At 36.9% G+C, this 22,184-nt stretch carries 23 protein-coding genes and 2 pseudogenes; all 25 read left to right on the top strand.

The features are described 5' to 3' along the window. Nucleotides 1-427: 427 nt before the first annotated feature. Complete coding sequence (locus B9N86_RS07910; protein ID WP_208918527.1) at nucleotides 428-1,288, top strand: hypothetical protein; 861 nt, start codon at nucleotides 428-430, stop codon at nucleotides 1,286-1,288. Between the two features lie 283 nt (nucleotides 1,289-1,571). Further along, entirely contained in the window at nucleotides 1,572-2,894 is a 1,323-nt protein-coding gene (locus B9N86_RS07915; protein WP_208918528.1) for a hypothetical protein, read from the top strand. Between the two features lie 299 nt (nucleotides 2,895-3,193). Then, complete coding sequence (locus tag B9N86_RS07920; RefSeq protein WP_208918529.1) at nucleotides 3,194-3,346, top strand: hypothetical protein; 153 nt, start codon at nucleotides 3,194-3,196, stop codon at nucleotides 3,344-3,346. 84 nt (nucleotides 3,347-3,430) lie between these two features. Continuing rightward, complete coding sequence (locus B9N86_RS29975; protein WP_210190653.1) at nucleotides 3,431-3,673, top strand: hypothetical protein; 243 nt, start codon at nucleotides 3,431-3,433, stop codon at nucleotides 3,671-3,673. A 417-nt stretch (nucleotides 3,674-4,090) separates the two neighbouring features. Further along, nucleotides 4,091-5,014 (top strand): DUF7638 domain-containing protein, encoded by a 924-nt coding sequence (locus tag B9N86_RS07925; RefSeq protein ID WP_208918530.1) that lies wholly within the window; start codon nucleotides 4,091-4,093, stop codon nucleotides 5,012-5,014. A gap of 224 nt (nucleotides 5,015-5,238) precedes the next feature. Then, a complete protein-coding gene (locus tag B9N86_RS07930; RefSeq protein WP_208918531.1) occupies nucleotides 5,239-5,619 on the top strand; it encodes a hypothetical protein in 381 nt (126 codons plus the stop codon). Between the two features lie 1,144 nt (nucleotides 5,620-6,763). After that, the gene (locus B9N86_RS07935; protein WP_208918532.1) at nucleotides 6,764-7,288 is read left to right on the top strand and encodes a GNAT family N-acetyltransferase; all 525 of its coding nucleotides are present in this window, start codon (nucleotides 6,764-6,766) and stop codon (nucleotides 7,286-7,288) included. Between the two features lie 179 nt (nucleotides 7,289-7,467). Then, nucleotides 7,468-7,989, top strand: coding sequence for a GrpB family protein (locus tag B9N86_RS07940; protein WP_208918533.1), 522 nt, complete (start codon nucleotides 7,468-7,470; stop codon nucleotides 7,987-7,989). Nucleotides 7,990-8,190: 201 nt separating this feature from the next. Next, entirely contained in the window at nucleotides 8,191-9,003 is an 813-nt protein-coding gene (locus tag B9N86_RS07945; RefSeq protein WP_208918534.1) for a DUF2785 domain-containing protein, read from the top strand. Nucleotides 9,004-9,243: 240 nt separating this feature from the next. Further along, nucleotides 9,244-9,780, top strand: a complete 537-nt coding sequence (locus B9N86_RS07950; RefSeq protein ID WP_208918535.1) for a histidine phosphatase family protein — start codon at nucleotides 9,244-9,246, stop codon at nucleotides 9,778-9,780. Nucleotides 9,781-10,166: 386 nt separating this feature from the next. Beyond that, the gene (locus B9N86_RS07955) at nucleotides 10,167-10,694 is read left to right on the top strand and encodes a GNAT family N-acetyltransferase (RefSeq protein WP_208918536.1); all 528 of its coding nucleotides are present in this window, start codon (nucleotides 10,167-10,169) and stop codon (nucleotides 10,692-10,694) included. Between the two features lie 243 nt (nucleotides 10,695-10,937). Then, nucleotides 10,938-11,701 (top strand): annotated as a pseudogene (locus B9N86_RS07960) (IS5 family transposase). Between the two features lie 30 nt (nucleotides 11,702-11,731). Further along, nucleotides 11,732-12,196, top strand: a pseudogene (locus tag B9N86_RS07965) (class I SAM-dependent methyltransferase); the annotation flags it as partial. Between the two features lie 37 nt (nucleotides 12,197-12,233). Then, nucleotides 12,234-12,740, top strand: a complete 507-nt coding sequence (locus B9N86_RS07970) for a DinB family protein (protein WP_208918538.1) — start codon at nucleotides 12,234-12,236, stop codon at nucleotides 12,738-12,740. Nucleotides 12,741-12,935: 195 nt separating this feature from the next. After that, nucleotides 12,936-13,493: a TetR-like C-terminal domain-containing protein gene (locus tag B9N86_RS07975; protein WP_208918539.1), complete on the top strand. Its 558-nt coding sequence runs from the start codon at nucleotides 12,936-12,938 to the stop codon at nucleotides 13,491-13,493. A 141-nt stretch (nucleotides 13,494-13,634) separates the two neighbouring features. Further along, nucleotides 13,635-15,242: an oleate hydratase gene (locus B9N86_RS07980; RefSeq protein ID WP_210190695.1), complete on the top strand. Its 1,608-nt coding sequence runs from the start codon at nucleotides 13,635-13,637 to the stop codon at nucleotides 15,240-15,242. A gap of 15 nt (nucleotides 15,243-15,257) precedes the next feature. Continuing rightward, nucleotides 15,258-15,551 carry a hypothetical protein gene (locus B9N86_RS07985; RefSeq protein ID WP_208918541.1) on the top strand — a complete coding sequence of 98 codons (294 nt, stop codon included), beginning with the start codon at nucleotides 15,258-15,260 and terminating at the stop codon, nucleotides 15,549-15,551. A 599-nt stretch (nucleotides 15,552-16,150) separates the two neighbouring features. Continuing rightward, entirely contained in the window at nucleotides 16,151-16,768 is a 618-nt protein-coding gene (locus B9N86_RS07990; RefSeq protein WP_208918542.1) for a hypothetical protein, read from the top strand. 169 nt (nucleotides 16,769-16,937) lie between these two features. After that, nucleotides 16,938-17,510, top strand: a complete 573-nt coding sequence (locus B9N86_RS07995) for a GNAT family N-acetyltransferase (protein ID WP_208918543.1) — start codon at nucleotides 16,938-16,940, stop codon at nucleotides 17,508-17,510. 242 nt (nucleotides 17,511-17,752) lie between these two features. Next, nucleotides 17,753-18,241, top strand: coding sequence for a GNAT family N-acetyltransferase (locus B9N86_RS08000; RefSeq protein ID WP_208918544.1), 489 nt, complete (start codon nucleotides 17,753-17,755; stop codon nucleotides 18,239-18,241). Nucleotides 18,242-19,672: 1,431 nt separating this feature from the next. Beyond that, entirely contained in the window at nucleotides 19,673-19,843 is a 171-nt protein-coding gene (locus B9N86_RS08005) for a tyrosine-type recombinase/integrase (RefSeq protein ID WP_280174978.1), read from the top strand. A 161-nt stretch (nucleotides 19,844-20,004) separates the two neighbouring features. Beyond that, on the top strand, nucleotides 20,005-20,460 hold the full coding sequence (locus tag B9N86_RS08010) for a GNAT family N-acetyltransferase (protein ID WP_208918545.1): 456 nt from the start codon (nucleotides 20,005-20,007) through the stop codon (nucleotides 20,458-20,460). Between the two features lie 241 nt (nucleotides 20,461-20,701). Then, complete coding sequence (locus tag B9N86_RS29980; protein WP_210190654.1) at nucleotides 20,702-20,893, top strand: hypothetical protein; 192 nt, start codon at nucleotides 20,702-20,704, stop codon at nucleotides 20,891-20,893. Nucleotides 20,894-20,926: 33 nt separating this feature from the next. Then, entirely contained in the window at nucleotides 20,927-21,280 is a 354-nt protein-coding gene (locus B9N86_RS29985) for a hypothetical protein (RefSeq protein WP_210190655.1), read from the top strand. A gap of 212 nt (nucleotides 21,281-21,492) precedes the next feature. Continuing rightward, complete coding sequence (locus tag B9N86_RS08020; RefSeq protein WP_208918546.1) at nucleotides 21,493-22,107, top strand: hypothetical protein; 615 nt, start codon at nucleotides 21,493-21,495, stop codon at nucleotides 22,105-22,107. The last annotated feature ends 77 nt before the right edge of the window (nucleotides 22,108-22,184 follow it).

A 22,184-nucleotide genomic window follows, 5' to 3' on the forward strand; every position in this document is an offset into this window, starting at 1 on the left:
AACACTTTTACCTTTAGCAACATCGATACTAAGAACAGGTTGATTCATATAATCTCCTTGAAATAACCGGGGCAAGCACTTTCGCTCTCCACAGGTTGGCACGGTGATACGGGTTCTAGACTAAGGCCAGCTGAATCAGGGTATGAACAAAAGGCTAGGGATTACAACACTTTATGCGACAGGATCTATGTCCTAACAATGCATACGTTTTTCAGCCCGGTGTTTTCTCCAGTATAAAGAAAAAGTTCATCCCCGAACCAGTCGGGTATGAACTGAGAATACCAACATTGCATTAACGCATCGGTCGGCTGCTACCGACCTCGGTCCGCAAGAGGCATTTCGGGGAAGGGATTTCAGCGGACAACCCTGCACCGACTAAGCACAGTCGCGACCGGCCTGTCGGCCTTAAGTCGGTGAGGGTTCGTGAATGCCTGAACGTGTTATCGGAAATATCTGCAAAGAAATGAGTGAAAACATGAGGGTTTGTAGCTTTTGTAAGCAAGAACAGCAGGAAGTATTAACAAAGGAACATGTATTTCCAAATTTTTTGTATAAAAAATACCCTGACTATAAATTCGGATTTAATGGGGGGACAGGAAAACATACATTTTCAATGGATCAAGTCAAAGATGTATGTAAGAATTGTAATAATGTAATTCTATCCAATCTAGATAATTATGTGAAACAACTTTGTGATAAGTATTTTGGAAAATTTATTTTTAATGAACCTGTTGAGTTCCAATATGATTATCACCTGTTATTGAGATGGATTTTAAAAGTTTCTTACAATGCAGCCCGGGCCTATAAAACTCCTTATCATGAATTCGAAAGATATTTACCATATATAATGGGGCAACAAGATAAACCGCAACCCTTTACTTTACTATTAGGAAATGTTATGAAAACTAGTGAATATAATGGTGAATTATTTACACCTAATATATTTGCGGCTTCATATCTATTCCCTCTCAATGGTGAAAGAGGACCAGATTTATTCAGAATGGTTTATATTCGGTCATATGCCTTCATAGTAATGGGGTGGACAGAGGATGTAAATGTATTTGAACGTCAAAGACAGCTTGATAACTATATTAAACAATTTGGCGCAAGTGTTATTGATGAACAGAAAAACTTTTACCTGTTTAATCCTTCTCAATCTAAATTTGACTATCTTGCCTATAGAAGCCTTCAAACAAAAATTGATCCAAGGAGAAGAATAACAAAAGATGAGTTAAACTATTTCACAAGCAAACATAATAAATTGAGAGAAATACCATATATTGAGTGAGTGTTTGCAAGAAGGCAGATACATCCGATAACATTACATTCACGCTGCGGCGCCTGCCGGCCCCTTGGTCTGTAGAAGCTAAGGCGAGGAAGTTACAGCTGCAGACAACCCTGCGAGGCTAAGTCTGGCGACCCGGCGTTGGAGCGCCATAAGCCCCTCGGGTTCGTGAATGCGGAAACGTTATCCGAAATAATTGCAACACCATAAAACAGGATTCTGACTAAAGTTAGTAGACGTCTTTAGTAAATTAAACATGTACTTTATATACTATGGGGGATTTAAGTTGATTAATACTTTCATTAAAAAAATAGAAACTTCTGGATGGAAATACGAAGAAGTGTTCGATGAAGAAAAAGGCATAAAGAGAATTGAATTTTATGTACCAAAAGAACGGGAACATGAAAAACTGTCTATTACAGGTAATAACAGTTATCTTGGTAGGTTTATAAACAGTGAATTTTTTAGCTATAGATATATTAAAGGTTTTGAAGGGATTTGGTCACACATGCAAGGTAAAGTTGAATGCGAATTGACATTTAACACTTTGCATCAATTTGCTGGATTAAAAGCACTTGAACAATTTATTAAAGTGAGGGATGGAGAAACTGTATTAGATCAAGAAGAATGTAGTGATGAAATTGAAGATGGTGATATTCGTCTCGAACAAGAGACAAATAGTAGCAGAAAAATAGTATTTCGAGATAATAATATTGTGGTTAGCATTGGGAAGTGCAGTCTAGAGTTTGCTTTATTTGCTTCTAGAAAGAGTATGATTTTTGACGTTGAACGATTTATGAATAGAGTATTTACACTTCAAATTGAAGGAATAAGCATTGATTCGCATGATAAAGCTTTTAATTATTTATTGAAAGTCTCTAATTCATTATTTTTCCAGCTTAATGAACTCTTTAATTATCCAATGATTTTAAACAGCGAAAGGCCAAATCGAAGGGATAGAAGTAGAAATAGCTTGCCTGATAAATTAAGTATTGATGTTCCTGTTTTGAAGTATGAATATGACAATGAACCAATGAGCATTTATTTATATGGCAAGAACTCATCAGATTTACCTTTGTTTCAATATTTAAGCATTTATCAAAGTATTGAATATTATTTTCCCGTATATTCAAATTTAGATGCAAAACAAAAAATAAAAAGATTATTAAAAGATCCAAATTTTGACCCAAATAATGATTCCCATATTACGAAACTTGTATCATCAATTAAAGTTACAAGATCCGGGGAAGTTATTGATGAAAGGGGACAGTTCAAAGCTACAGTTAAAGGATGTCTTGAAGAGAATGATCTAAGAGACTTTATATACTCAGACATAGGAAGAAAAGAGTACTACGAGAAAAACCTTGGTAAGAAACTATCGCCTTGTCAGATTAATGTAAAAACAAAAAGTAATGATATCATTAATGAAATATGTGAACGTCTTTATGATATAAGGAATAGGATTGTTCATAAGAAAGTGACTGGTCAAGAAGGAGATATCATTTTGCCATACTCATCAGAAGTACAACATATCAAATACGACATACAATTACTTGAGTATATTGCAAGAAATGTTCTAATTGACAATAGCCGAGCATTAATCTTTTAGAGTTAAGCTACACGTGAAATTTTTTACGTGTAGATTTTTATAAGCAAAGAATAGATAGAAGAATCAAAGAAGGCAATTAATTCGGATAACTATGTATTCACGCTGCATCGCTGGCGCTCCTTGGTCCGGATCGAAGTGAAGAAGCCAGGAAGCAGAATCAGCCGGACAACCACTGCGAGCCTAAGTCTAGCGACCCGTTCGCTGTGCTCACTTAAGGTTCTCGGGTTCGAGAATACAAGAACGTTATGTGAAACCTCGGAGAAATTTATAAAGTATTTTTAAAGTGGAGTGAATCCAAGATGAGTATGAATAGTAAAGAGTATTATTTTAAGGATCTAGAAGAAATAATCACAGATCCAATTTTAATTGGTAGCTCGGAAGACGAATTAAATGAAGAGATTGATAACAACATGTGGCGAATTTCTTTCGATGCAGAACTTAAAAAAGTATAGACTGTAAATGACTATAAAAATTTTTTTAATAGAGTAATCCAGAATAGACGAGAACAAATAATAGGTTCCACTTCGAATCATGGAATGATTTTTTATTTGTGGTTTGACCAGTTGGCATGTCAGATAAGGTTTAATTTAATATCTGTTTTACATAAGAAACTTCCATTTCAATGTGATGTTGAGATAGTAGAGCATATGGATGACATAATATTAACTTTTTTGAATTCTCCATTCCATGATGGGATACCTATTGAAGGATACAATGATAATATAGAAGAAGAATTCAAACCTTATATATTAAAGGGTCTATCAAACAATATTAAATAAAGATTGAAGAATATGTTGAATAAGAACTAATTAAGAATTATACATGCAATTCGAAGATGTCTGAGGCATCACATAACACCGTTTTCCAGCATCGCGACGTTCGTCGCTCGGTCCGCCTGAACCAGAAGAAGCGTTGGTGAATCCAAAGATGATTGAGAAAGAATAGGTTACGGAAATGTTGATCGAGGGTTGTCCTTCTTATAAGGAACACCGTATTCCGCTGCGGGCTGACGCCCTTGGTCTGCAGAAGTATTTTCGGGTAGTTGAATCAGCAGACAGCCAGCCCTAACCCTGCACTGGCTAGTCCGGCGGACCTGTTCGCTAACACTCACTTAAAGCCAGTGAGGATTCGTGAATACGAGAACGTTATAAGAAATCCCCGCAAAATAGAATATAAATGTCTGAGGTGTGATAAGTTTGCAAAGAATTCGCAGAAAGAAAGAAATAGAAGGAACTACAGTTCCTGGCATCATAAATAATGGTGGCCATTATTTCTATATTAACGTTGATATCTATGAAGACGGCATGTCAAATTGTTGGGAACTTGTGGATTTGAAAGGACTCAAAGTAAAAATCAATTCTGGTTGGTTGACACCGACAGTTCCTACAGGCGAAACTCTATCGGTTCATGGGTTAGGGGAGTATAAAATTGAGTCTGCTATTTGGAATTTTAATAAGAAAACATATTACCAATTTATTGAGAACAGAATAAAAATACTGAATCCTGAATTTAAAAATATATATACGATCACAAAGTCAGAAAAAAAGTTGTTTGAGACTAGAAAGATCTTAAATTCGCCAACAGCTGTTGATTTTTATGTTGTGCGTGAAATGTTCTACGAAACGATTGAAGGAGAAGGCTATTTCATTTTCATGAGATATAATGAAACAAATTATTTGGTTAATTTAGTGATTTATGAAAATGGTTTAGTTGGTATTTACAATTCTAGTTTCGAAAAAATATATCAACTAGAAGAAGTTGTTGAATTGTTTAATAACAGAATATTGTTCACTGAATTTAATCATCCAACAGAAGTTTTTATTTCAGAATTAGGTCAGGTTACCTTTTCAGAAGTGTTGTTTGCATCAAACTTAGATGAAAAACTAAAAGAACTCTTAGACATGTATACACAAATAAAAGGAGACAAAACAACATTAGAAATTTGTAGAGAAGCGTACTTTAACTATCTCGCTAATCCAAGTGAGTTCAATAGAGCATCTCTAAAGGAAAAATATGAACTAGTCCCTGAACACGAACGAATGTATTTAGGAGATATGGATTCTAAAGATTTGGATTATCAAAGAATTATTTATAGATCAAAAGAGAAACGTGAAGTATAAATATTCCAAGAAGGCGGGGACATCTTATAACATCATATTCAGGCTTCGGAGCCTAGCTACTCCTCGGTCCGCGAGAAGCGATCGGCAGGGAAGCAGATTCAGCGGACACATCCGCACCGACTTAAGGCACCTGATGGTGACCTAAGTCGGTGGGACGTCGTGAATACAGGAACGTTATATGCAATACAACGACAAACCTTAAAAAACAAAAAAGGAAACAGAAGATGAAAAATATCAAAGAAAAAATTTTGGACGAAGTGACTGCTGGAGAAGGTTCATTTTTAATTGAAATAAGAATTGAACTGAATTGGGATCATTATAAGTTTCAAAATCTTTTATTATTGTTGAACGAATTCTTAAAAACAAATGAAGCAGGAGATTACTTGGAACGGGAGCTATCTGCAGGGATTTGGTACGTTACAAACTTCATCCCCCATTGGACATCACATGAGAGTTTTCGAAAAAGTAATAACTATTCAGAAGAATATTATAGATCAGCATATGAATTACTTGAATTTATTGCATCTTGGTACTTTATGGGGCATTGTCCTTTTATAGGTGATGATATGAATTCAGAAATAATGAAGCTAAGGGAATTAATATAAGGCTTTTTTGTATTTCATAGAAGCCGTAGTACTGCACATAACAGCGTATTCACGCTGCGGGCCTGACGGCCCTTGGTCGTCAAGAGGCATTTTGGGGAAGTGCATTCTGGCGACAACCCTGCACTGGCTAAGTCCGTCGGACCCGGCGCTATGCGCCTTAAGCCAGTGAGGGTTCGTGAATACAACAACGTTATATGCAATCGAGAGGACCTGCATAACTATTTTTTACCAATTACTAGGGTTTGTGGTATTTTTGCATGAATACTTAACAGACTAATCAAGACCATGAGCAGTTAGATTGTTTAAGACATAAAAGCCTTACACGCAGATTAGACATATATATTATTGGAGGAGTTTTTATTAATAATTTTAAGGCTCTACTAATACATCTAGTAATTTGCTTATTATCTATTCCTATATATTCTCTTAAGGTGGAATTTAGCATAGTCAGTGCTTCTATTATTCTAGTGGTAATAAGCGTTCTTTATTCTCTTTTTGGTTACTTTTTCCCACTAATAGATTATCGTAATTCTATAAAAAATCTTTTTTCTGTTTCTTTTGTTTCACTATTAGGATTTGTAGTATGGTTACTCTGTTTAGGATTGGATGATGGCTCATTCTTATCATATTTAGTATGGGTAATTTATTATTTCTACCAATATTCAAACTTTATCCCAATTTTAAAGATATACGAATATTTTACATTATCGGAGTTTCTCTATAGTCCACCAAAAGCAATTATCATAGCATCACTTATCCCATCTCTATCTATTTGGTTAGGAATGGTTATAAAGATAAAACTAAAGGAATACGAAAAATTTGAAGGAGACAAGTAAAAGAAAGGATGACAAGAGCGGACAAGACTATAAATCATAGAAAGACTATAAACACGATAAAGTCCGAACCTCTATAAAGATGAATAAGACTATAAAGATTGAAGACATTTGATTAGATAAGTCTATGAAGACTCGACAGCATATAACATAACTTTACGCTGCGGTCCGGCTTTGCCATCCCTTGATCCCGTAAGTTAAGAAGCAAGGAAGCGTATGCCGGGACACACCGACTACGTCGGGCGTCGTAAATGCAGAACGTTATGTGCAATACCCTAGGTCGCAAAAACCATCAGAGGACGTGGAAACATATGAACAACTTAAGATTAGTAAAGCCTCAAATAGAGTTTAAAAATGAGTATTTATCATTTTATCAAGAATGGAAAGAATCTTGTGAGGATATGGTTCCTTGGGTCATAAGTATGGATCCAAGTGATTTTCAAGGGATGTTGAAGTCACTGTCTAATAATGAGGAGGGTGTTGGCTTACCCGAAGGTTGGGTCTCAGATTCAACGTTTTGGTTGGTCGATAAACATAATAGAGTATTAGGTGCGGTTAACATTAGACATCAATTAACCGAACATTTGTATAATGCTGGTGGGCATATAGGTCATGGTATCCGCCCGTCAGAGAGATTCAAAGGCTATGCGACAAAACTATTGGAACTGTCCTTGGTTGAGGCCAAGAAACTAGGAACAAAAGATGTATTAGTTGTCTGTGATGCTTGTAATGTGGGATCTGAAAGAGCCATTATTAAGAACGGTGGGAAGTCCGATACAGATTACATAGAAGAAGATGGAAACGTAATTAAGAGATATTGGATTAAGAATACTTGAAGCTAGTTTAAAGAAGAGGATACAGCGCATAGAGAAGCGGAATCAGGCAGACAACCCTGCGAGGCTAAGTCCGTCGGATCCGGCGCGGTGCGCCTTAAGCTCTCGGGTTCGTAAATACAGGAACGTTATACGCAATTACTGCATGCATCAAAAACCTAAAATGACAAAGGATGATACGAGTGCTCGGGTTACCTAAAGGTCAGGTTTTCCTCGTTCCTTGGACTGAACAATGGGAAATTGAATTTAAAGAAGAAGAGAAAAAAATAAGGTTCGAAATAAATGACAGCATCTTGGCTATTCATCACATTGGGAGTACCGCGATAAAGGGGTTAAGTGCAAAACCCATAATAGACATTGCAATAGAAATAAAATCATTTGAAGAGGGGATTAGATGTGTACCTGGATTAGAGAAGATTGGATACTCTTACAAAGGAACTGATGTATTACCTGATCGCCATTATTTTAATAAAGGGGAACCAAGAACGCATCAAATTCATATGTATCAGACCGGAAGCGAATATCTATATAAGCAACTGACGTTGAGAGATTATTTAAGAACAAATGAAAACGCAAGAAAAAAATATCAAGAACTAAAAGAAAAATTAACAAAGGAACACTCAATGAATAAGTTTGATTATGCTGATTCAAAAACGGATTTTATTAATAAGATTATATTGGAAGCTGAGCGAGGAAGGCAGTAACTGCGTATAACACCATATTCACGCTGCGTCGCTGACGCTCCTTGGTCTGCCAGATGAATTATCGAAAGCGGTTTCAGACAGACAACCCTGCGAGGCTAAGTCCGTCGGACCCGGCGCTGGCGCGCCTTAAGCCTCTCGGGTTCGTGAATACATAAACGTTACCAGAAATTCGGGGGAAACCCTAAACATAAGGAGAAATAAATGAATAACATTAATAGCTTTCTAAGAGATGTAAGAGATAATAATTATAAGGTTCCTGAAGGAACAGACATTAGTCAAGTAGTTCATGAAATGATTCAACACATTGGGTCGATTGATGACGAATTAAGGGATAAGCTCATATATGGAACTTTACATAGATGGATAATGAATCAAGAACTAAGTATAGAATTAGTCAGACAAGTATTATACGTGACTTTAGATGATGATCATTTATTCTATGGAATAGGTGATAACGATCAAGATACAGTGTTTACACGTTCTTTTTCAGCCCTGTTTATAGCGCTTGCTTTACATTATAACGATATTTTGAATTATTTAACTGAAAATGAATATGAATATATTTACTCTAGAGTGACATTATATTTTGAACTTGAGAAGGATTTTAGAGGATATATATTAGATAAGGGATGGGCACATTCAATTGCACATGCAGCTGATGTTTTAGGTTTTATTTCAGCCTCATCTTATTATTCTCAGAAACATTTATTGGTTATTTTGGAGTTGATAGGAGAAAAGGCTTGTGTTAGTAACTATTATTTTATAAACGATGAAGATGAGAGAATGGCAGAAGTAGTAATTCAAATTGTAAAGCGTAATATCCTTAAGAAAGATATTTTAATAAATTGGGTGCAACAGATTGGGAGTATTGAAAGATTAGAATCATATCCTGAAGATGACATAATTAGAGGAAACACCAAGAATCTTTTGCGAAGTGTATATTTTAAATTACTGAATATTAGCGGATCTGAGGTTATAACTAAAGAAATACTAAAAACATTAAACCAGCTCTAAAAAAAATAAACTCTAGTTAAACCGAAGAAGTGCCGAACATCCGATAACATAGCATTCCTACTGCGGGCGTTCGCCCTTGATCGCTAAGAAGGACCTCCAAGAAGTATATTCAGGCGATACATTCAACCAGCTAAGTCTGACGCCCCGTTCCCTTCGGTCACTTAAGCTGCTTGAACGTCAGGAATGCAAAAACGTTATATGAAATATGGCGAAAGAATACAAAATCACGGAGAAAAATGAATGAAAATAGGATTAGTTAGACATTTCAGGGTTGTGGATATTACGAAAAACCTTTGGATGACATCATCAGAATTCAATAGTTGGGTTGAATACTATGAGCAATGTGATATTGAAAGAGTTGAATTTACTAAAAAAATAGATTGGGAACTTTGTTATTCCAGTGATCAGTCTAGGGCGGTAAAAACAGCTGAGCTGATTTTTAAAGACAAGATAAATACAACAAACTTATTGAGGGAAATAAACATTAAGGCTGTTACTAAAACCAAATTTAAATTACATCGTTCATTCTGGCTGGCTTTTGGGAGAGTCGGTTGGTTGTTAAACCATTCTACACAGGAAAGTAAACAAGACACTTTATTAAGGGCAAAAAGAGTAGTTGATGAGATCGAATTAAATCATAATAGGACCATATTGGTTGTTACTCACGGAGCATTTATGACAGTATTAAGAAACGAACTCAAAAGAAGAGGGTATATAGGTGACCAATTCTTTAAACCTCTTAATGGTAAGGTTTACTTATATGAAAGAGATTTTTGATAGTAATTCGGGAAGCGCTATACTTCATATAACTACGTATCTACGCTGCGCGCTACGCTGTTGGTTCGCAAGATGAGGTAGGCAGAGAAGCTAAATCAGCTCACAACCCTGCGAGGCTAATCTTTGATTTGCACGAGGTTAAGTCCAAAGATGTTGAAAAATTCATTCCTTATGTATTAGGCGATATGGAGTACGATAAGGAAGTTATAAATGAAAAACTTAATGTTTTTACGTTTATTCAGATAGTTGGTTATATAGAGACATCAGTAGATATGGGGTTATTGAATATAAAACCTATACTTACAGATATCAATTAGATAGGTCAAAAATTCTTAGCACATTCGAAGAGGGCAGAGACAGCATATAACACTATGGGGAGGTTTATCATGCTATTTTTTAGAGAATTAAAGATTGATGAAGTACAAAAACTAACGGAAATCGATCGTTCAGAGACAATTGATTTCATCTATCAAATAAATAATGGAAATATCCAAGAAATTAATGCACCTCACGAATGTCCAAATTGGAATGATGAGATAACTAAAGGAATTCAAGAGCGATTTGTATATGAACTGAAGAATACCGGATTAGCTATCGGAGCATTTGATGGGGAATTACTGGTGGGATTTGGGGTGTTAGCGCATAAATTCAGGGGCAAACAAAAAGATCAACTTCAAATTGCTTTGATGTTTGTTTCGAGAAAATATAGAAGACAAGGTATTGGAACACGAATTATGAATGAATTAAGTAATGAAGCAAGAAGAAGAGGAGCAAAGTACCTATATATTTCTTCAACAGAAACAAGATCTGCGGTTTATTTTTATAAGAGCCATGGAAGTCAGCTAACAGATGAAGTAGATGAAGAATTATTTAATGAAGAACCCAATGATATACATATGATTAAGGAATTATGATTGTGATTCAAGAAGTGAAGTACATTACATAAAAGGAGAAAGATTAACTGTAATGAAGAACAATACAAATATAAAAAATACAAGGTTTTATCTCCTATTTATGATTTTTTGATGGGGAATCGGATATTTAGAAATGCTAGGATGAGGGCGTTTTCATTGATAGATATTAAACCCAAAAATAAAGTCTTATTAGGGCCTGTCTTCAAACTATAAAACTAGCATTATAAGTGGTAAAATCAGGTTATGAAGAGACGATACGAAATACATGACGATCAGTGGGAACTTATCAAAGACGTGTTGCCAGCCGAACGAAAGAAACAAGGAGGACGACCTGCAAAAAATAACCGGACCATGCTCAATGCCATGCTCTGGATTGCTAGAACCGGCGCGCCTTGGCGCGATTTACCGGAGTATTATGGTCCCTGGAAATCGGTTTACACTCGGTTTCGTCGGTGGCAAATGTCAGGCGTATGGGAGCGAGTCCTTGAACAGATTTCGATTGAACCCGACTTCGAAAATGTGATGATCGATGCGACGATTGTTCGCGTTCATCAACATGGAGCCGGAGCAAAAGGGGGCAGCAATTTCAGGCAATCGGCCGCTCCAGAGGCGGATTAACAACCAAAATCCATGCAATTGTAGATGCGCTGGGTAACCCTTTGCGTTTTGAACTCACCGGCGGCCAAAATCATGATTGTGTGACCGGTTATGACATGTTGAAATGCATGGAACTCGCTGGAGCAAACGTGTTGGCTGATCGAGCTTATGACACCAATGATATTCTCGATTTTCTTCATGAGCAGCAGGCTCAGCCCGTGATTCCGAGCAAAAAATCTCGTAAGATTCAGCGTGAATGTGACTGGTGGCTCTACAAAGAACGTCATGAAATCGAATGTTTTTTCAACAAGATTAAACACTACCGCCGGATAGCTACCCGGTTCGATAAATTAGCCTGTACGTTTAGAGCTTTTTTGACACTGGCTTCCATTATGGTTTGGTTGGCTTAGGTTTGAAGACAGGCCCTAGTAGGAGTTGGAACCGGAGAAGATATTCCGTTGCTACCTAACAATATTGAGATTTTCGGTATTGATATTTCAAATGAGATGCTAGAAAAAGCACGTAAAAAAACAAATAATGTTGTACTACTGAATATGGATGCAGAATCATTAAAGTTTGAGAATGAGAAATTTGATTTTGTAATTTTAAATTTAATTTTAAGTGTTGTGGAGAATCCACAAAAAGCTTTGTTAGAAGCAACAAGAGTTCTCTCACCTTCTGGTACCATATTGGTACTTGATAAGTTTTTAGATGAGAATAAAAAACCAAACATTCTGCGTAAAGCTTTGAATATGATCACATCAATTTTTGGAACAGATATAAATAGAAGGTTTGATGAAATACTAAGAAGTACTCCATTGAATATTAATCATCAAGAAAGTTCTGTATTAAACGGAAATTACAAAATTATTGTGTTAGAGAAATCTACGCTGCAAGCGTTATAGGAAATATCCGCAAAAAATTAAAGAAAGGGAGTTTTCCATGGAACTTCAAGAAATCAATCAAAAATTAAAAGAAACAAGAGACGAATTACTAGGAATTCTTAATGGATTGAGTGGAGATCAATTAAACAAACAGAAAGACTCAAAAAGTTGGAGTATTAGTCAGGTATGTCAGCATCTATTTAAGACAGAAGAATTATATGTCGTAGCAATAAGGAAAGGATTAAAGAGCAAAGAAGATTCGTTCATAGAAAATAAACCATTAGAATTTCTACTTGATAGAAGTAAAAAATTAGAAGCTCCTGACATTGCTAAACCAACTGACGAAATTTTAGAATATCAAGAAATCATTGAAAAACTAAACAATTCAAGAGAGAAGTTAAACGAAATATTAAACACATTAGAAGACCCATCAGTGCTGAGTAGAAGACATTTTATACACCCAGTCTTTAAAGAGATGTTATTAATTGAATGGGTTAGATCACTGTACTTGCATGAACAAAGACATATTAAACAAATTAATGAAATTAAAGACGGATGTAAGTAAGGCTCTTTGCATATATAAAACCGAGATAGCATCTTTGACCTCCATGGGCATCACCTCCCTTCATTTTTCAAGAGGTTTTCACATGCTTAAACCAGGTTTAAGGTTCTTGTACCGCTTGGCACGGCGCAGTTATAATAAATGAGAGTGTACTGTCTTTTATGATAACTCTTTATAGCTGGGAAGGAGCTGTGCAACATGTCCGGGTTGACCAAAAAAGCTTTATCTTCCTCTTTAAAAGCAATGATGGAACGATCGTCGCTAGATAAAATCACTGTTAAAGATCTCGTTGCTGATTGTGGAGTGAATCGACAGACGTTTTATTATCATTTTCAAGATGTATATGATCTACTAGGTTGGATTTATAAGACGGAAGCGATTGATAGCATCTCTAATTATCGTACTTACGATACTTGGCAGCAGGGATTTCTGAAGATCTTTCATTATGTACTGGACAACAAAAAATTTTGCATGAGCACGTTCCGGTCGATGGGGCGGGAGCATTTGGAACTGTTTCTCCACCAAGCGGTATTCGAGCTGCTGATGTCCGTTATCGAAGAAGTTAACGCAGATAAGCAGGTGAGGGTGGAAGATAAGGATTTTATCGCGAATTTTTACACCTATGCATTTATCGGAATTATGCTGGATTGGATCCGAAACGACATGAGTGAAGATCCAGAGGTTATTATTGATCGATTGAGCGTCCTAATTGAAGGCGATATGGAAAAGGCAATCAACAAGTACGTAAAGAGATGATAACAAGGGGACTCACTTTACCCTATATAATTAGACAAAGTAAGGGCTGTGTATAAATTTTATACATAGCCCTTTTAGTGTCTAAGGTAGACGATCCGTATGTGCAGTATATTGGTTTCACGGACGAAAATAAATGAACATATGGAGGTTACATCGATGAAAAAAGAATACGGAAACAGACAAGTTTACTTTGTTGGCGGCGGTTTGGCATCACTCGCAGGCGCATCCTATCTTGTAAGAGATTGTGATTTTCCAGGTGAAAATATTCATATTTTAGAAGGCATGCACATTCTCGGAGGAAGTAATGACGGTGCGGGTGATACAACCAATGGCTTCGTATGCCGCGGCGGTCGTATGTTGAACGAAGAAACCTATGAAAATACATGGGAGCTGCTATCTTCCATTCCTTCCATTGAACAAGAAGGTGTGTCCGTATGCGACGAAATTCTAGCTTTTGACCATGCGCATCCTACACATGCGAATGCTCGCTTGATTAACAAAGACGGCGAGGTTCTGGATGTTATGTCCATGGGCTTTAATACAGCGGATCGATTAGCACTTGGAAGATTAATGATCACACCGGAGGAGAAATTGGACAACTTGCGGATCTGCGATTGGTTTGCGGAAACGCCGCATTTTTTTGAAACTAACTTCTGGTATATGTGGCAGACAACATTTGCCTTCCAAAAATGGTCCAGTTTGTTTGAATTCAGACGCTATATGAACCGTATGGTTTTTGAATTTTCTCGTATTCAAACTCTTGAAGGGGTTACACGTACTCCTTATAACCAATATGATTCGATTATTTTGCCGATTAAGAAGTACCTTGATGGTTTCGGCGTTGATTTCAGCTTGAAATATACAGTGACAGATCTCGACTTTGAAGAAGGCGATGGTATCACGGTAACAGCGATCCATTATGAGCAAGATGGCAAACCGGGTATTATTCAACTTCGTGAGGGCGATTTGTGTATCGTGACTAATGGCTGTATGACTGATAATGCGACACTAGGTGATTTGAACACACCTGCTAAGATGGTGCCAGAGAATCCGATGTCAGGCAATCTGTGGGCGAAGATCGCAGCTAAGAAAGAGGGACTCGGTAATCCGGCTCCATTCTTCGGCAATGCAGAGGAAACGAACTGGGAATCCTTCACGGTTACTTGCAAAGGTGACAAGCTGCTTAAGATGATCGAGAAATATTCCCGCAACAAACCGGGCAGTGGTGCTTTAATGACATTCAAAGATTCTAATTGGTTGATGTCGATTGTAGTTGCCGCACAGCCTCACTTTAAAAATCAACCGGCAGACACGACAATATTCTGGGGATACGGCTTGTACACGGATAAAGAAGGCGATTATGTCAAGAAGCCAATGCGAGATTGCACAGGCAAAGAGATGCTGGTTGAACTGCTGCACCATCTGCATATGGAAGAAGATATGGATGAAATCATGGATAGCGTCGTGAACGTTATTCCATGTATGATGCCATACATTGATTCTCAGTTCCAGCCGCGTGCAATGAGCGATCGTCCAAAAGTGGTACCAGATGGCTCTACGAACCTGGCAATGATTAGTCAGTTCGTTGAAATTCCAGAGGACATGGTGTTCACGGAAGAATATTCGATTCGTGCAGCCAGAATTGCTGTTTATACATTGCTGGAATTGAATAAAAAGGTGTGCCCGGTAACACCTCATAAGTATGATGTTCGCACCTTGTTGAAAGCATTGAATACCTCATACAGATAAGGGAGGAAGCAATCGATGAACGGAACATATAACATCACAATGCAAACCCCCATGGGCATGGAAGAAGGAACCATTACTTTTACGCAGGATGGTGACGAACTTAGCGGATCATTAAACATCTTAAGAGGCAGTAACGTTTTTTCGGGTGGGAACATCGAGGGGAATGAGTTCATATTCTCAGGGGAGATTAAGAAGTTAATTACCAAGATTCCTTATACGGCAAAAGGCACTATTGACGGAGATAATTTGACGGCTGTAGCTGATACGAAATACGGCAAGCTTACGATCAAGGGGAATCGGGCCTTGTAAGAACTATAATTCATTCTTGATCCATAACCTAAGGGCATTCGCTGAGAATAGCGATTGCCCTTTTCTTGTGTTGATGAAGCATAATAGAAATACGACATAATATGTAGTTTTCTTAATCGTGGCGAGTGTCAACAATATAATCCGATTACTGAATAGTGCCCAACAAGCCGGTTCGGGCGAGGAAGAGTTTGGTATGAAGAGGTATTTTCTTTTTTTATTTTGAACAAAGATGGAACTTATATGGTGAAATGTGTAAGAATGTAGTTAGTTCGTTAAATAGCATAAATTGCATTTTAACCGAAGTTCGTAAAAAAGAGGTTATGCCTGCAAGGCTAAGTCTGACGACCCGGCGCTATGCGCTTTAAAACAAGATGTTAAAGAACAATTGTTAAGCATATTATTCGATGGACATTCCTTTAGATAACTATGCATTCATGCATCTGACCCTGGATCAGGAGGTGGACAACCCTGCGAACCTAACTGCGCAAGCGCAGCTGGCCCTTTGGGTCTTAAGGCTCTCGGGTTCGTGAATGCGGGAACGTTATAGGAAATCTCCTAAAAGAATAATAATCAACATCACAAACCAAATGAGGATGATCATGAATAGATTAGGAAAATCATTTATAGATAATGAAGGTTTATTGCTTCGTGAATTTGGTTTTAAGCCTGACAAGGGAACTGTAGAGTTGGATTCAGCAAAGTTTATGACGTTTTATCATTATACTCATGAGGATAAGCTGGATCAGATTTTTTCACCGCATAGTGGATTATTGGCAAGAAGACCTGTAACCTGCCCTAATGTACCAGAAAGATTTAAGGATTGTTTTTTAACAGAGGGGTTTCTTGAACGATTACCTAATTGGGTTACTAATTGTCCCTACTTTAATGATTTGGGATATGAACTGATGAGAAAGTATATTGGAAATACCTTGTTGGAAATAAAACTTCCAGTTGGTGATTTTAATATATATATTGCTGATTATGCTCATGTTTTGGAATGTAAAAGTGCTGATATTAGAGGTAAGACAGAATTAAATCTTGAGTATGATTGTAGTAGTGGTATTGAAGTGACGCAGGCTTATGTTAATTCTTATATTCCTGAGAAAGAATATAACGGTGGGCATGTAGCACCAACTGTTCAAGTATTACGTAAGGGGGAAGGAATCGTAGTACCAAGCAAATATATTTCTGTGTCTAAGGTTCAACCATTAAAATAATAGAATAAGATTTAAGTGTTTTCAAAGAAGAGGTGACCTCCTATAACATCCTATTCACGAATCGGATCCGCATTCGCCGCCCCTTTGGGGCTTAAGGTTCTCGAGTTCGTGACTACGAGGGACTTTATAGGAATCAGTGCAATATATTATGGGGCAGAGAGGGAATATTATGAATGTAACTGATAAAGAACTAATAATAAGAAAGATGAGATCCAGTTCGGAGGATTTTGACCTATTAGAGAAGTGGCTAAATGACGAAGAAGTACAAGATTATTACGAAGGAAAGGGCACGAAATATACACGAGAACAAATCATACATAAATTTGAATCTAGGGCTTCGGGAAAAGATTATGTCATTCCTTGCATCATTGAATATCTTGATCATCCAATTGGCTATATACAGTATTATTTGTTAACAAATCAGGAACTAGAAGAATACGGTGCTAATAATAAGGATGTATATGGGATTGATTTATTTATTGGAGAAACAAAGCATTGGAATAAAGGATTGGGAACCAAAACATTAGAATTAGTGATTAAATATTTATTTGAAGAACTACAGTCAACCGCTATTTTTATTGATCCACAAACATGGAATCATCGAGCAATTCGGTGTTACGAAAAGTGTGGATTTCGCAAAGTCAAAGTATTAGAAAGACATGAGTTACATGAGGGAGTATATAAAGATAATCAAATCATGATGATATCATCTGAGGAATATTATAGACAATCAATTAGATAATTTCGAATGCTTATTCTATGAATGCGTTTACTTCTTATAACAGGCATTCACGAAGCGTCGCTAACGCTCCTTGATTCGCCCCGAAGGGGGAGTGGCAGGAAGATGTTGTTTTAGGCGAATAACCCTGCAAGGCTAAGTCTTCGACCCAGCGCTGAAGCGCCTTAAGCCTCTCGGGTTCGTGAATACAAGATCGTTATATGAAATTAATGCTGTATATTAAAAAATATGAGAAGAGGCTTACGATGCAGATTACTAAAGTTGAACAAAGTGGCAAGGATATTCTTAAACAATTAATGACTTTATTTCTTCACGATCTATCAGAATTCAATAGCGATTTAGAAATTAATCAAAGTAATGGTTTATTTGAATTTGATGTCTTAGAATGGTTCTTTGAGAAGGAAGGTTTAACACCATACTTCATTAAAGCTGAGGACAAAGTCATTGGTTTTATTCTACTCCAAAGTGGCCCATTTTCGAATCAAGAATATGCTGATTATGTATTGAATTCATTTTTCATTCTTAAGAAGTACCGTAGGAAGGGATTGGGAAGAGAAGCTTGCAAAGAATTTTTCAATCAATATCCAGGAAGGTATGCTATAAGTCAAATATTAACGAATACACCGGCAATTCATTTTTGGAAGAGCATATACAAATCATTCAATATTGAATTTTATGAAAAAGAAGAGTTAGAAGATGGACATGAGGTAATATATCAATATTTTAAGGTCTAAAAAGAATCCTACTAGTAATCCGGAGAAGGCATTAACTTCACCTTAACACTGTAATCACGCTGCCGGCCTGACGGTCCTGATTCGCCCGAAGAGTTTGACAGGGAAGTGGGGCAGGCGAATACCCCTGCGAACCTAACCGCGTCGCGGCCGGATCCTCCGGGGCCTTAAGGTTCTCGGGTTCGTGAATACACGAGAAGTTATAGGAAATATCTGCAATAAATAGAATGACAAGCTTTTATGGGGGGGAGAAAGGAAGTGTAAAGTTGAGAGGATTTATTGGTTTGATCTCAATTATATTTAGCTATTTAATTTGTAGTTTGAGTCTCAAGTCAAATATATTTGAAGAGTTTGATTGGTTTACTTTTGTTGTATATTTTTCACTATTTATCGTTACTATAATCAACGCATATCTTGTGAATAAATTTGATCTAATAACTTTATATGTATGGATATTATTATCAATAATACCTGGAATAGCTTTTATATTATATTCTCGTTTTCACGAAGGTACAGGCGGATGGGTAAGTTTTCCATGGGATTGGGGCTTATGGGAACTTTTTATACCAATAATATTTGGTTTTTTTCAAATAATATTTTTATTAGCATGTATAAGCAGTCGAAGGAAAATAAGTAAATAGATTAAACTTAAATATTTTTATTGCATATCAAGATGGCATATACAGCATCTAACAATATATTCTCGCTGTGGTCGCAATTGTCTCCTTTGATTCGCTCGAGGCACTTCGGGAAGCTAAATCAGGCGGATAACTCTGGAAGGCTAAGTCCGTCGGACCCCGGGCGTTGATGATCCCTTGAGCCCTCTCGGATTCGTAGATACACGAACGGCTATATGAAATCCCCGTAAAAATCACTTGAAGCTGGCTACTGGAGTTTGCCTGGTGAAAAAGTTGAATATATGGAAACAGTAGAAAATGCTGTAATCCATGATAATATTACGATTAACGGAGTACGCTCTTGACAGTTGAAATGATAAAAGGAATTTTATTTTTTTGAAAGTCCAATGCGAAAAGTTCTATTTTCACGGGAGATCTGTCTCAATATTCGTAATATCAAATGATAAATGTTTAGAGATAAACGGCTACTGTCAAAGTGATATGAATAAAAGTCTTCGGAGACCGGAGATCTGCAGGTGTCACAAATGTGATCTGCGGGTCTTTTTTTGTAGGAATGAGTTGCTTTAGGAGCGGGTATGTTGTTTTACCTGATTTGCTTACTCACATGCTTATGTCAATCAAAGCAGCAGTGCGCTGTAATTTTATATAAGATATTAGGCCCTAAGATCGCTTTTACGATCTTATCGGATACAGCGTATCAGCTGCTTCAACAATATATGGAGTTGCATTAACCGGAATGGATTTTCCCGGGCCAATCGCAAGAGAAGGCTCTTGACAGAGCGCTCTGGCGAAAAAGGTGAGCATTCACGTGTTGAGACATTCCTTTACGATGCATTTACTGGAAGGAGATAGGGATCTAAGATATATACAAAAGTTACTCGGGCACCAAAGCAGCCGAACAACAGGACGTTATACTTATGTGTCTATGAAGGACGCCAGGCGAATTAAGAGCCTGCTGCATTTTTGAAATCGGGGTATTATGGAAGGGGAGTTCGTAAATATCCTGACGAAAGGAGTGTTTACGAAGTACGGGAATACACGTAATATGGTAGTATTCACGAAGTTCGTAGATAAGACGTTAGCTGAAATCAACGAAATTGTAATGGAAAAACGAAAGGAATATAAAAAATGAATCTAATCCGCATAGAACCAATTGATAAAAATAACTGGGAAGAAGCTCACTCGATATCTTTACTCAAATCACAAGAGAAGCTTGTACCTTCTGTTATCGAATCTTTAGCATGGGCTTATATAAAACCGTGGGATGAGGCTTTTGATCCATATATTTTGTGCAAGGATGATAAAACATTCGGATTTTTTTATCTTTCCTATACACCTAATAGTACGAATAATTACTGGATTGGTGGTTTTCAAATAGACAAGGAATATCAAGGGATGGGATTAGGAACACAATCTCTTAAAAGAATATTAGATTTCATTCAGGAAATGCACAGACAATGCGAAGTAATCTCTCTAACAATCGAAAAAAGTAATAATCATGCTAGAAAGCTTTACGAGAAATTAGGATTTGTCAATCAAGAGAACCAAGATGGCGAGATTATATATAAACTAAAGTTAAACTAAACTATAAAGAACTTGTACTAGGTTACTCAAAGAGGTCGTTGACATCAGCTAACATTACATTCCTGCGTCGTCGCAAACGCTCCTCGGTCACCGAGAGGATTTTCGGAGAAGTTAAATCAGTCGACACATCCAACCGGCTAAGTCTGACGACCCGGCAACTTTGTTGCCTTAAGCCGCTTGGACGTCAGGAATGCGAAACGTTAGGCGAAACCCTCTAAAATATATAAAGGAAATCAAATAAATGAATGGCAATCTAAAACCCAATAATGCAGAACTTCAATTTTTAAACCTTTCTTATAGTACATTTTATAATATCTACAAGGAAATTCTTAAAGATGACTTTTGGAACAAAGATCAATATTATCGTTTTTCAAGAGCAAGGGATGCGTTTTCTATTTATGCCGAATTACTTAACTATGAACCCATAAAATGAGTCATCAATCATATGAAAACAAGTCGACCTCCAATGGAAGCAGAAATCGGAAGCGAACTCTTTAAGTTTGTTCGTAATGTAATTGCTCATTTTCCATTTTATAATTCTTGGGATGAAATTTGGATTAGTAAAGGCTTAGTCAATTGGTATAAAGAAGGTCAAACAATTGATAGATTCTTAAGGAAATATGCAGGACGACAGGAAGTGAAATATAGATTTTGGCAAGCTGATATAAAGAGAATGACTTATCTTAGTATTAGTTTTCCTGAGGAATATAGTGAGGAATCAAAGATATATATAAAGGATATTTTGTCAGAAGAAGAAGGTATTAAATTCTCGATGATATTAATGAGACAAATCATAGATACACAAGTAATTAAGGAATAATGTAGGAATATTCGCTGTAGAGAGGGCATCGCCTAACACCGTATCTACGCTGCGGGCTACGCCCTTGGTTCGCTAGAAGTTATTAACAGAGAAGCTGAATCAGCTCACAACCCTGTGAGGCTAAGTCCGTCGGACCCAGTCGCTGGTGCTCCTTAAGCCTCTCGGGTTCGTAGATACAAGAACGTTATCCGAAACCCATTAAGGAGAAAAATATGTGGCGTAGAGACCATTTCCCAAGAGAAACATTTAATGCTGTAGCAGATTTTCAACATCAATTAGCAGAGAAATTAGCAATCATTTTTGACAGAGAGCATATTCAAATTGAGTGGTCAGCATCTATAGATCAAACTATATATTCTCCGAGGCTAGATCTAGCCGTCGGACCATTCGCTTACGAGGAATCCTTTGTTTATAGTTATAACCGATTGATAAGAAGTGAATTAGTAAGTGAGTTTTGTAGAAGATTATTTCGAGCTCACTTAAATAATCTGGGAATTACTTCTTTTGACTTTAATTATGATTTAGAACAGAAATTATTTATGAACCTCAATTCCAGATGTTTTATCTCAATAGAAATTGAAAATGCTGTTACACAAAAACACTTAATAGGTGGAATAATTAATGCATCAGCTTTAGGTAGAATAGCTATCATGATTCCTTGGAATGAAAGACAATTAAGAGCATTTATAAGGACCTTGAACTATCTTGAGTTTCTTAAAAACGCAGAGAAAAACACTTTAGATACAACGAATATTTTTATTATTACTAAAGAACAAATTGAAGAAATTTTGAATGCGATTTCAGAGGAGAGAATGGGCATCGGATAACACCATATTCACGCTTCGGGCCATTCGGCCCTCGGTTCGGCAGAGGGATTTCGAGGAAGTGGAGGCAGCCGGACAAC

The organism is Paenibacillus uliginis N3/975 (genome assembly GCF_900177425.1).
GTDB lineage: Bacteria > Bacillota > Bacilli > Paenibacillales > Paenibacillaceae > Paenibacillus_AQ > Paenibacillus_AQ uliginis.

Bases quoted from the DNA above. Each gene is read 5' to 3' on its own strand.
- B9N86_RS07910 (WP_208918527.1), top strand. From the start codon at position 428: ATGCCTGAACGTGTTATCGGAAATATCTGCAAAGAAATGAGTGAAAAC.
- B9N86_RS07920 (WP_208918529.1), top strand. From the start codon at position 3,194: ATGAGTATGAATAGTAAAGAGTATTATTTTAAGGATCTAGAAGAAATA.
- B9N86_RS29975 (WP_210190653.1), top strand. From the start codon at position 3,431: ATGATTTTTTATTTGTGGTTTGACCAGTTGGCATGTCAGATAAGGTTT.
- B9N86_RS07930 (WP_208918531.1), top strand. From the start codon at position 5,239: ATGAAAAATATCAAAGAAAAAATTTTGGACGAAGTGACTGCTGGAGAA.
- B9N86_RS07935 (WP_208918532.1), top strand. From the start codon at position 6,764: ATGAACAACTTAAGATTAGTAAAGCCTCAAATAGAGTTTAAAAATGAG.
- B9N86_RS07945 (WP_208918534.1), top strand. From the start codon at position 8,191: ATGAATAACATTAATAGCTTTCTAAGAGATGTAAGAGATAATAATTAT.
- B9N86_RS07950 (WP_208918535.1), top strand. From the start codon at position 9,244: ATGAAAATAGGATTAGTTAGACATTTCAGGGTTGTGGATATTACGAAA.
- B9N86_RS07955 (WP_208918536.1), top strand. From the start codon at position 10,167: ATGCTATTTTTTAGAGAATTAAAGATTGATGAAGTACAAAAACTAACG.
- B9N86_RS07970 (WP_208918538.1), top strand. From the start codon at position 12,234: ATGGAACTTCAAGAAATCAATCAAAAATTAAAAGAAACAAGAGACGAA.
- B9N86_RS07975 (WP_208918539.1), top strand. From the start codon at position 12,936: ATGTCCGGGTTGACCAAAAAAGCTTTATCTTCCTCTTTAAAAGCAATG.
- B9N86_RS07980 (WP_210190695.1), top strand. From the start codon at position 13,635: ATGGAGGTTACATCGATGAAAAAAGAATACGGAAACAGACAAGTTTAC.
- B9N86_RS07985 (WP_208918541.1), top strand. From the start codon at position 15,258: ATGAACGGAACATATAACATCACAATGCAAACCCCCATGGGCATGGAA.
- B9N86_RS07990 (WP_208918542.1), top strand. From the start codon at position 16,151: ATGAATAGATTAGGAAAATCATTTATAGATAATGAAGGTTTATTGCTT.
- B9N86_RS07995 (WP_208918543.1), top strand. From the start codon at position 16,938: ATGAATGTAACTGATAAAGAACTAATAATAAGAAAGATGAGATCCAGT.
- B9N86_RS08000 (WP_208918544.1), top strand. From the start codon at position 17,753: ATGCAGATTACTAAAGTTGAACAAAGTGGCAAGGATATTCTTAAACAA.
- B9N86_RS08010 (WP_208918545.1), top strand. From the start codon at position 20,005: ATGAATCTAATCCGCATAGAACCAATTGATAAAAATAACTGGGAAGAA.
- B9N86_RS29980 (WP_210190654.1), top strand. From the start codon at position 20,702: ATGAATGGCAATCTAAAACCCAATAATGCAGAACTTCAATTTTTAAAC.
- B9N86_RS29985 (WP_210190655.1), top strand. From the start codon at position 20,927: ATGGAAGCAGAAATCGGAAGCGAACTCTTTAAGTTTGTTCGTAATGTA.
- B9N86_RS08020 (WP_208918546.1), top strand. From the start codon at position 21,493: ATGTGGCGTAGAGACCATTTCCCAAGAGAAACATTTAATGCTGTAGCA.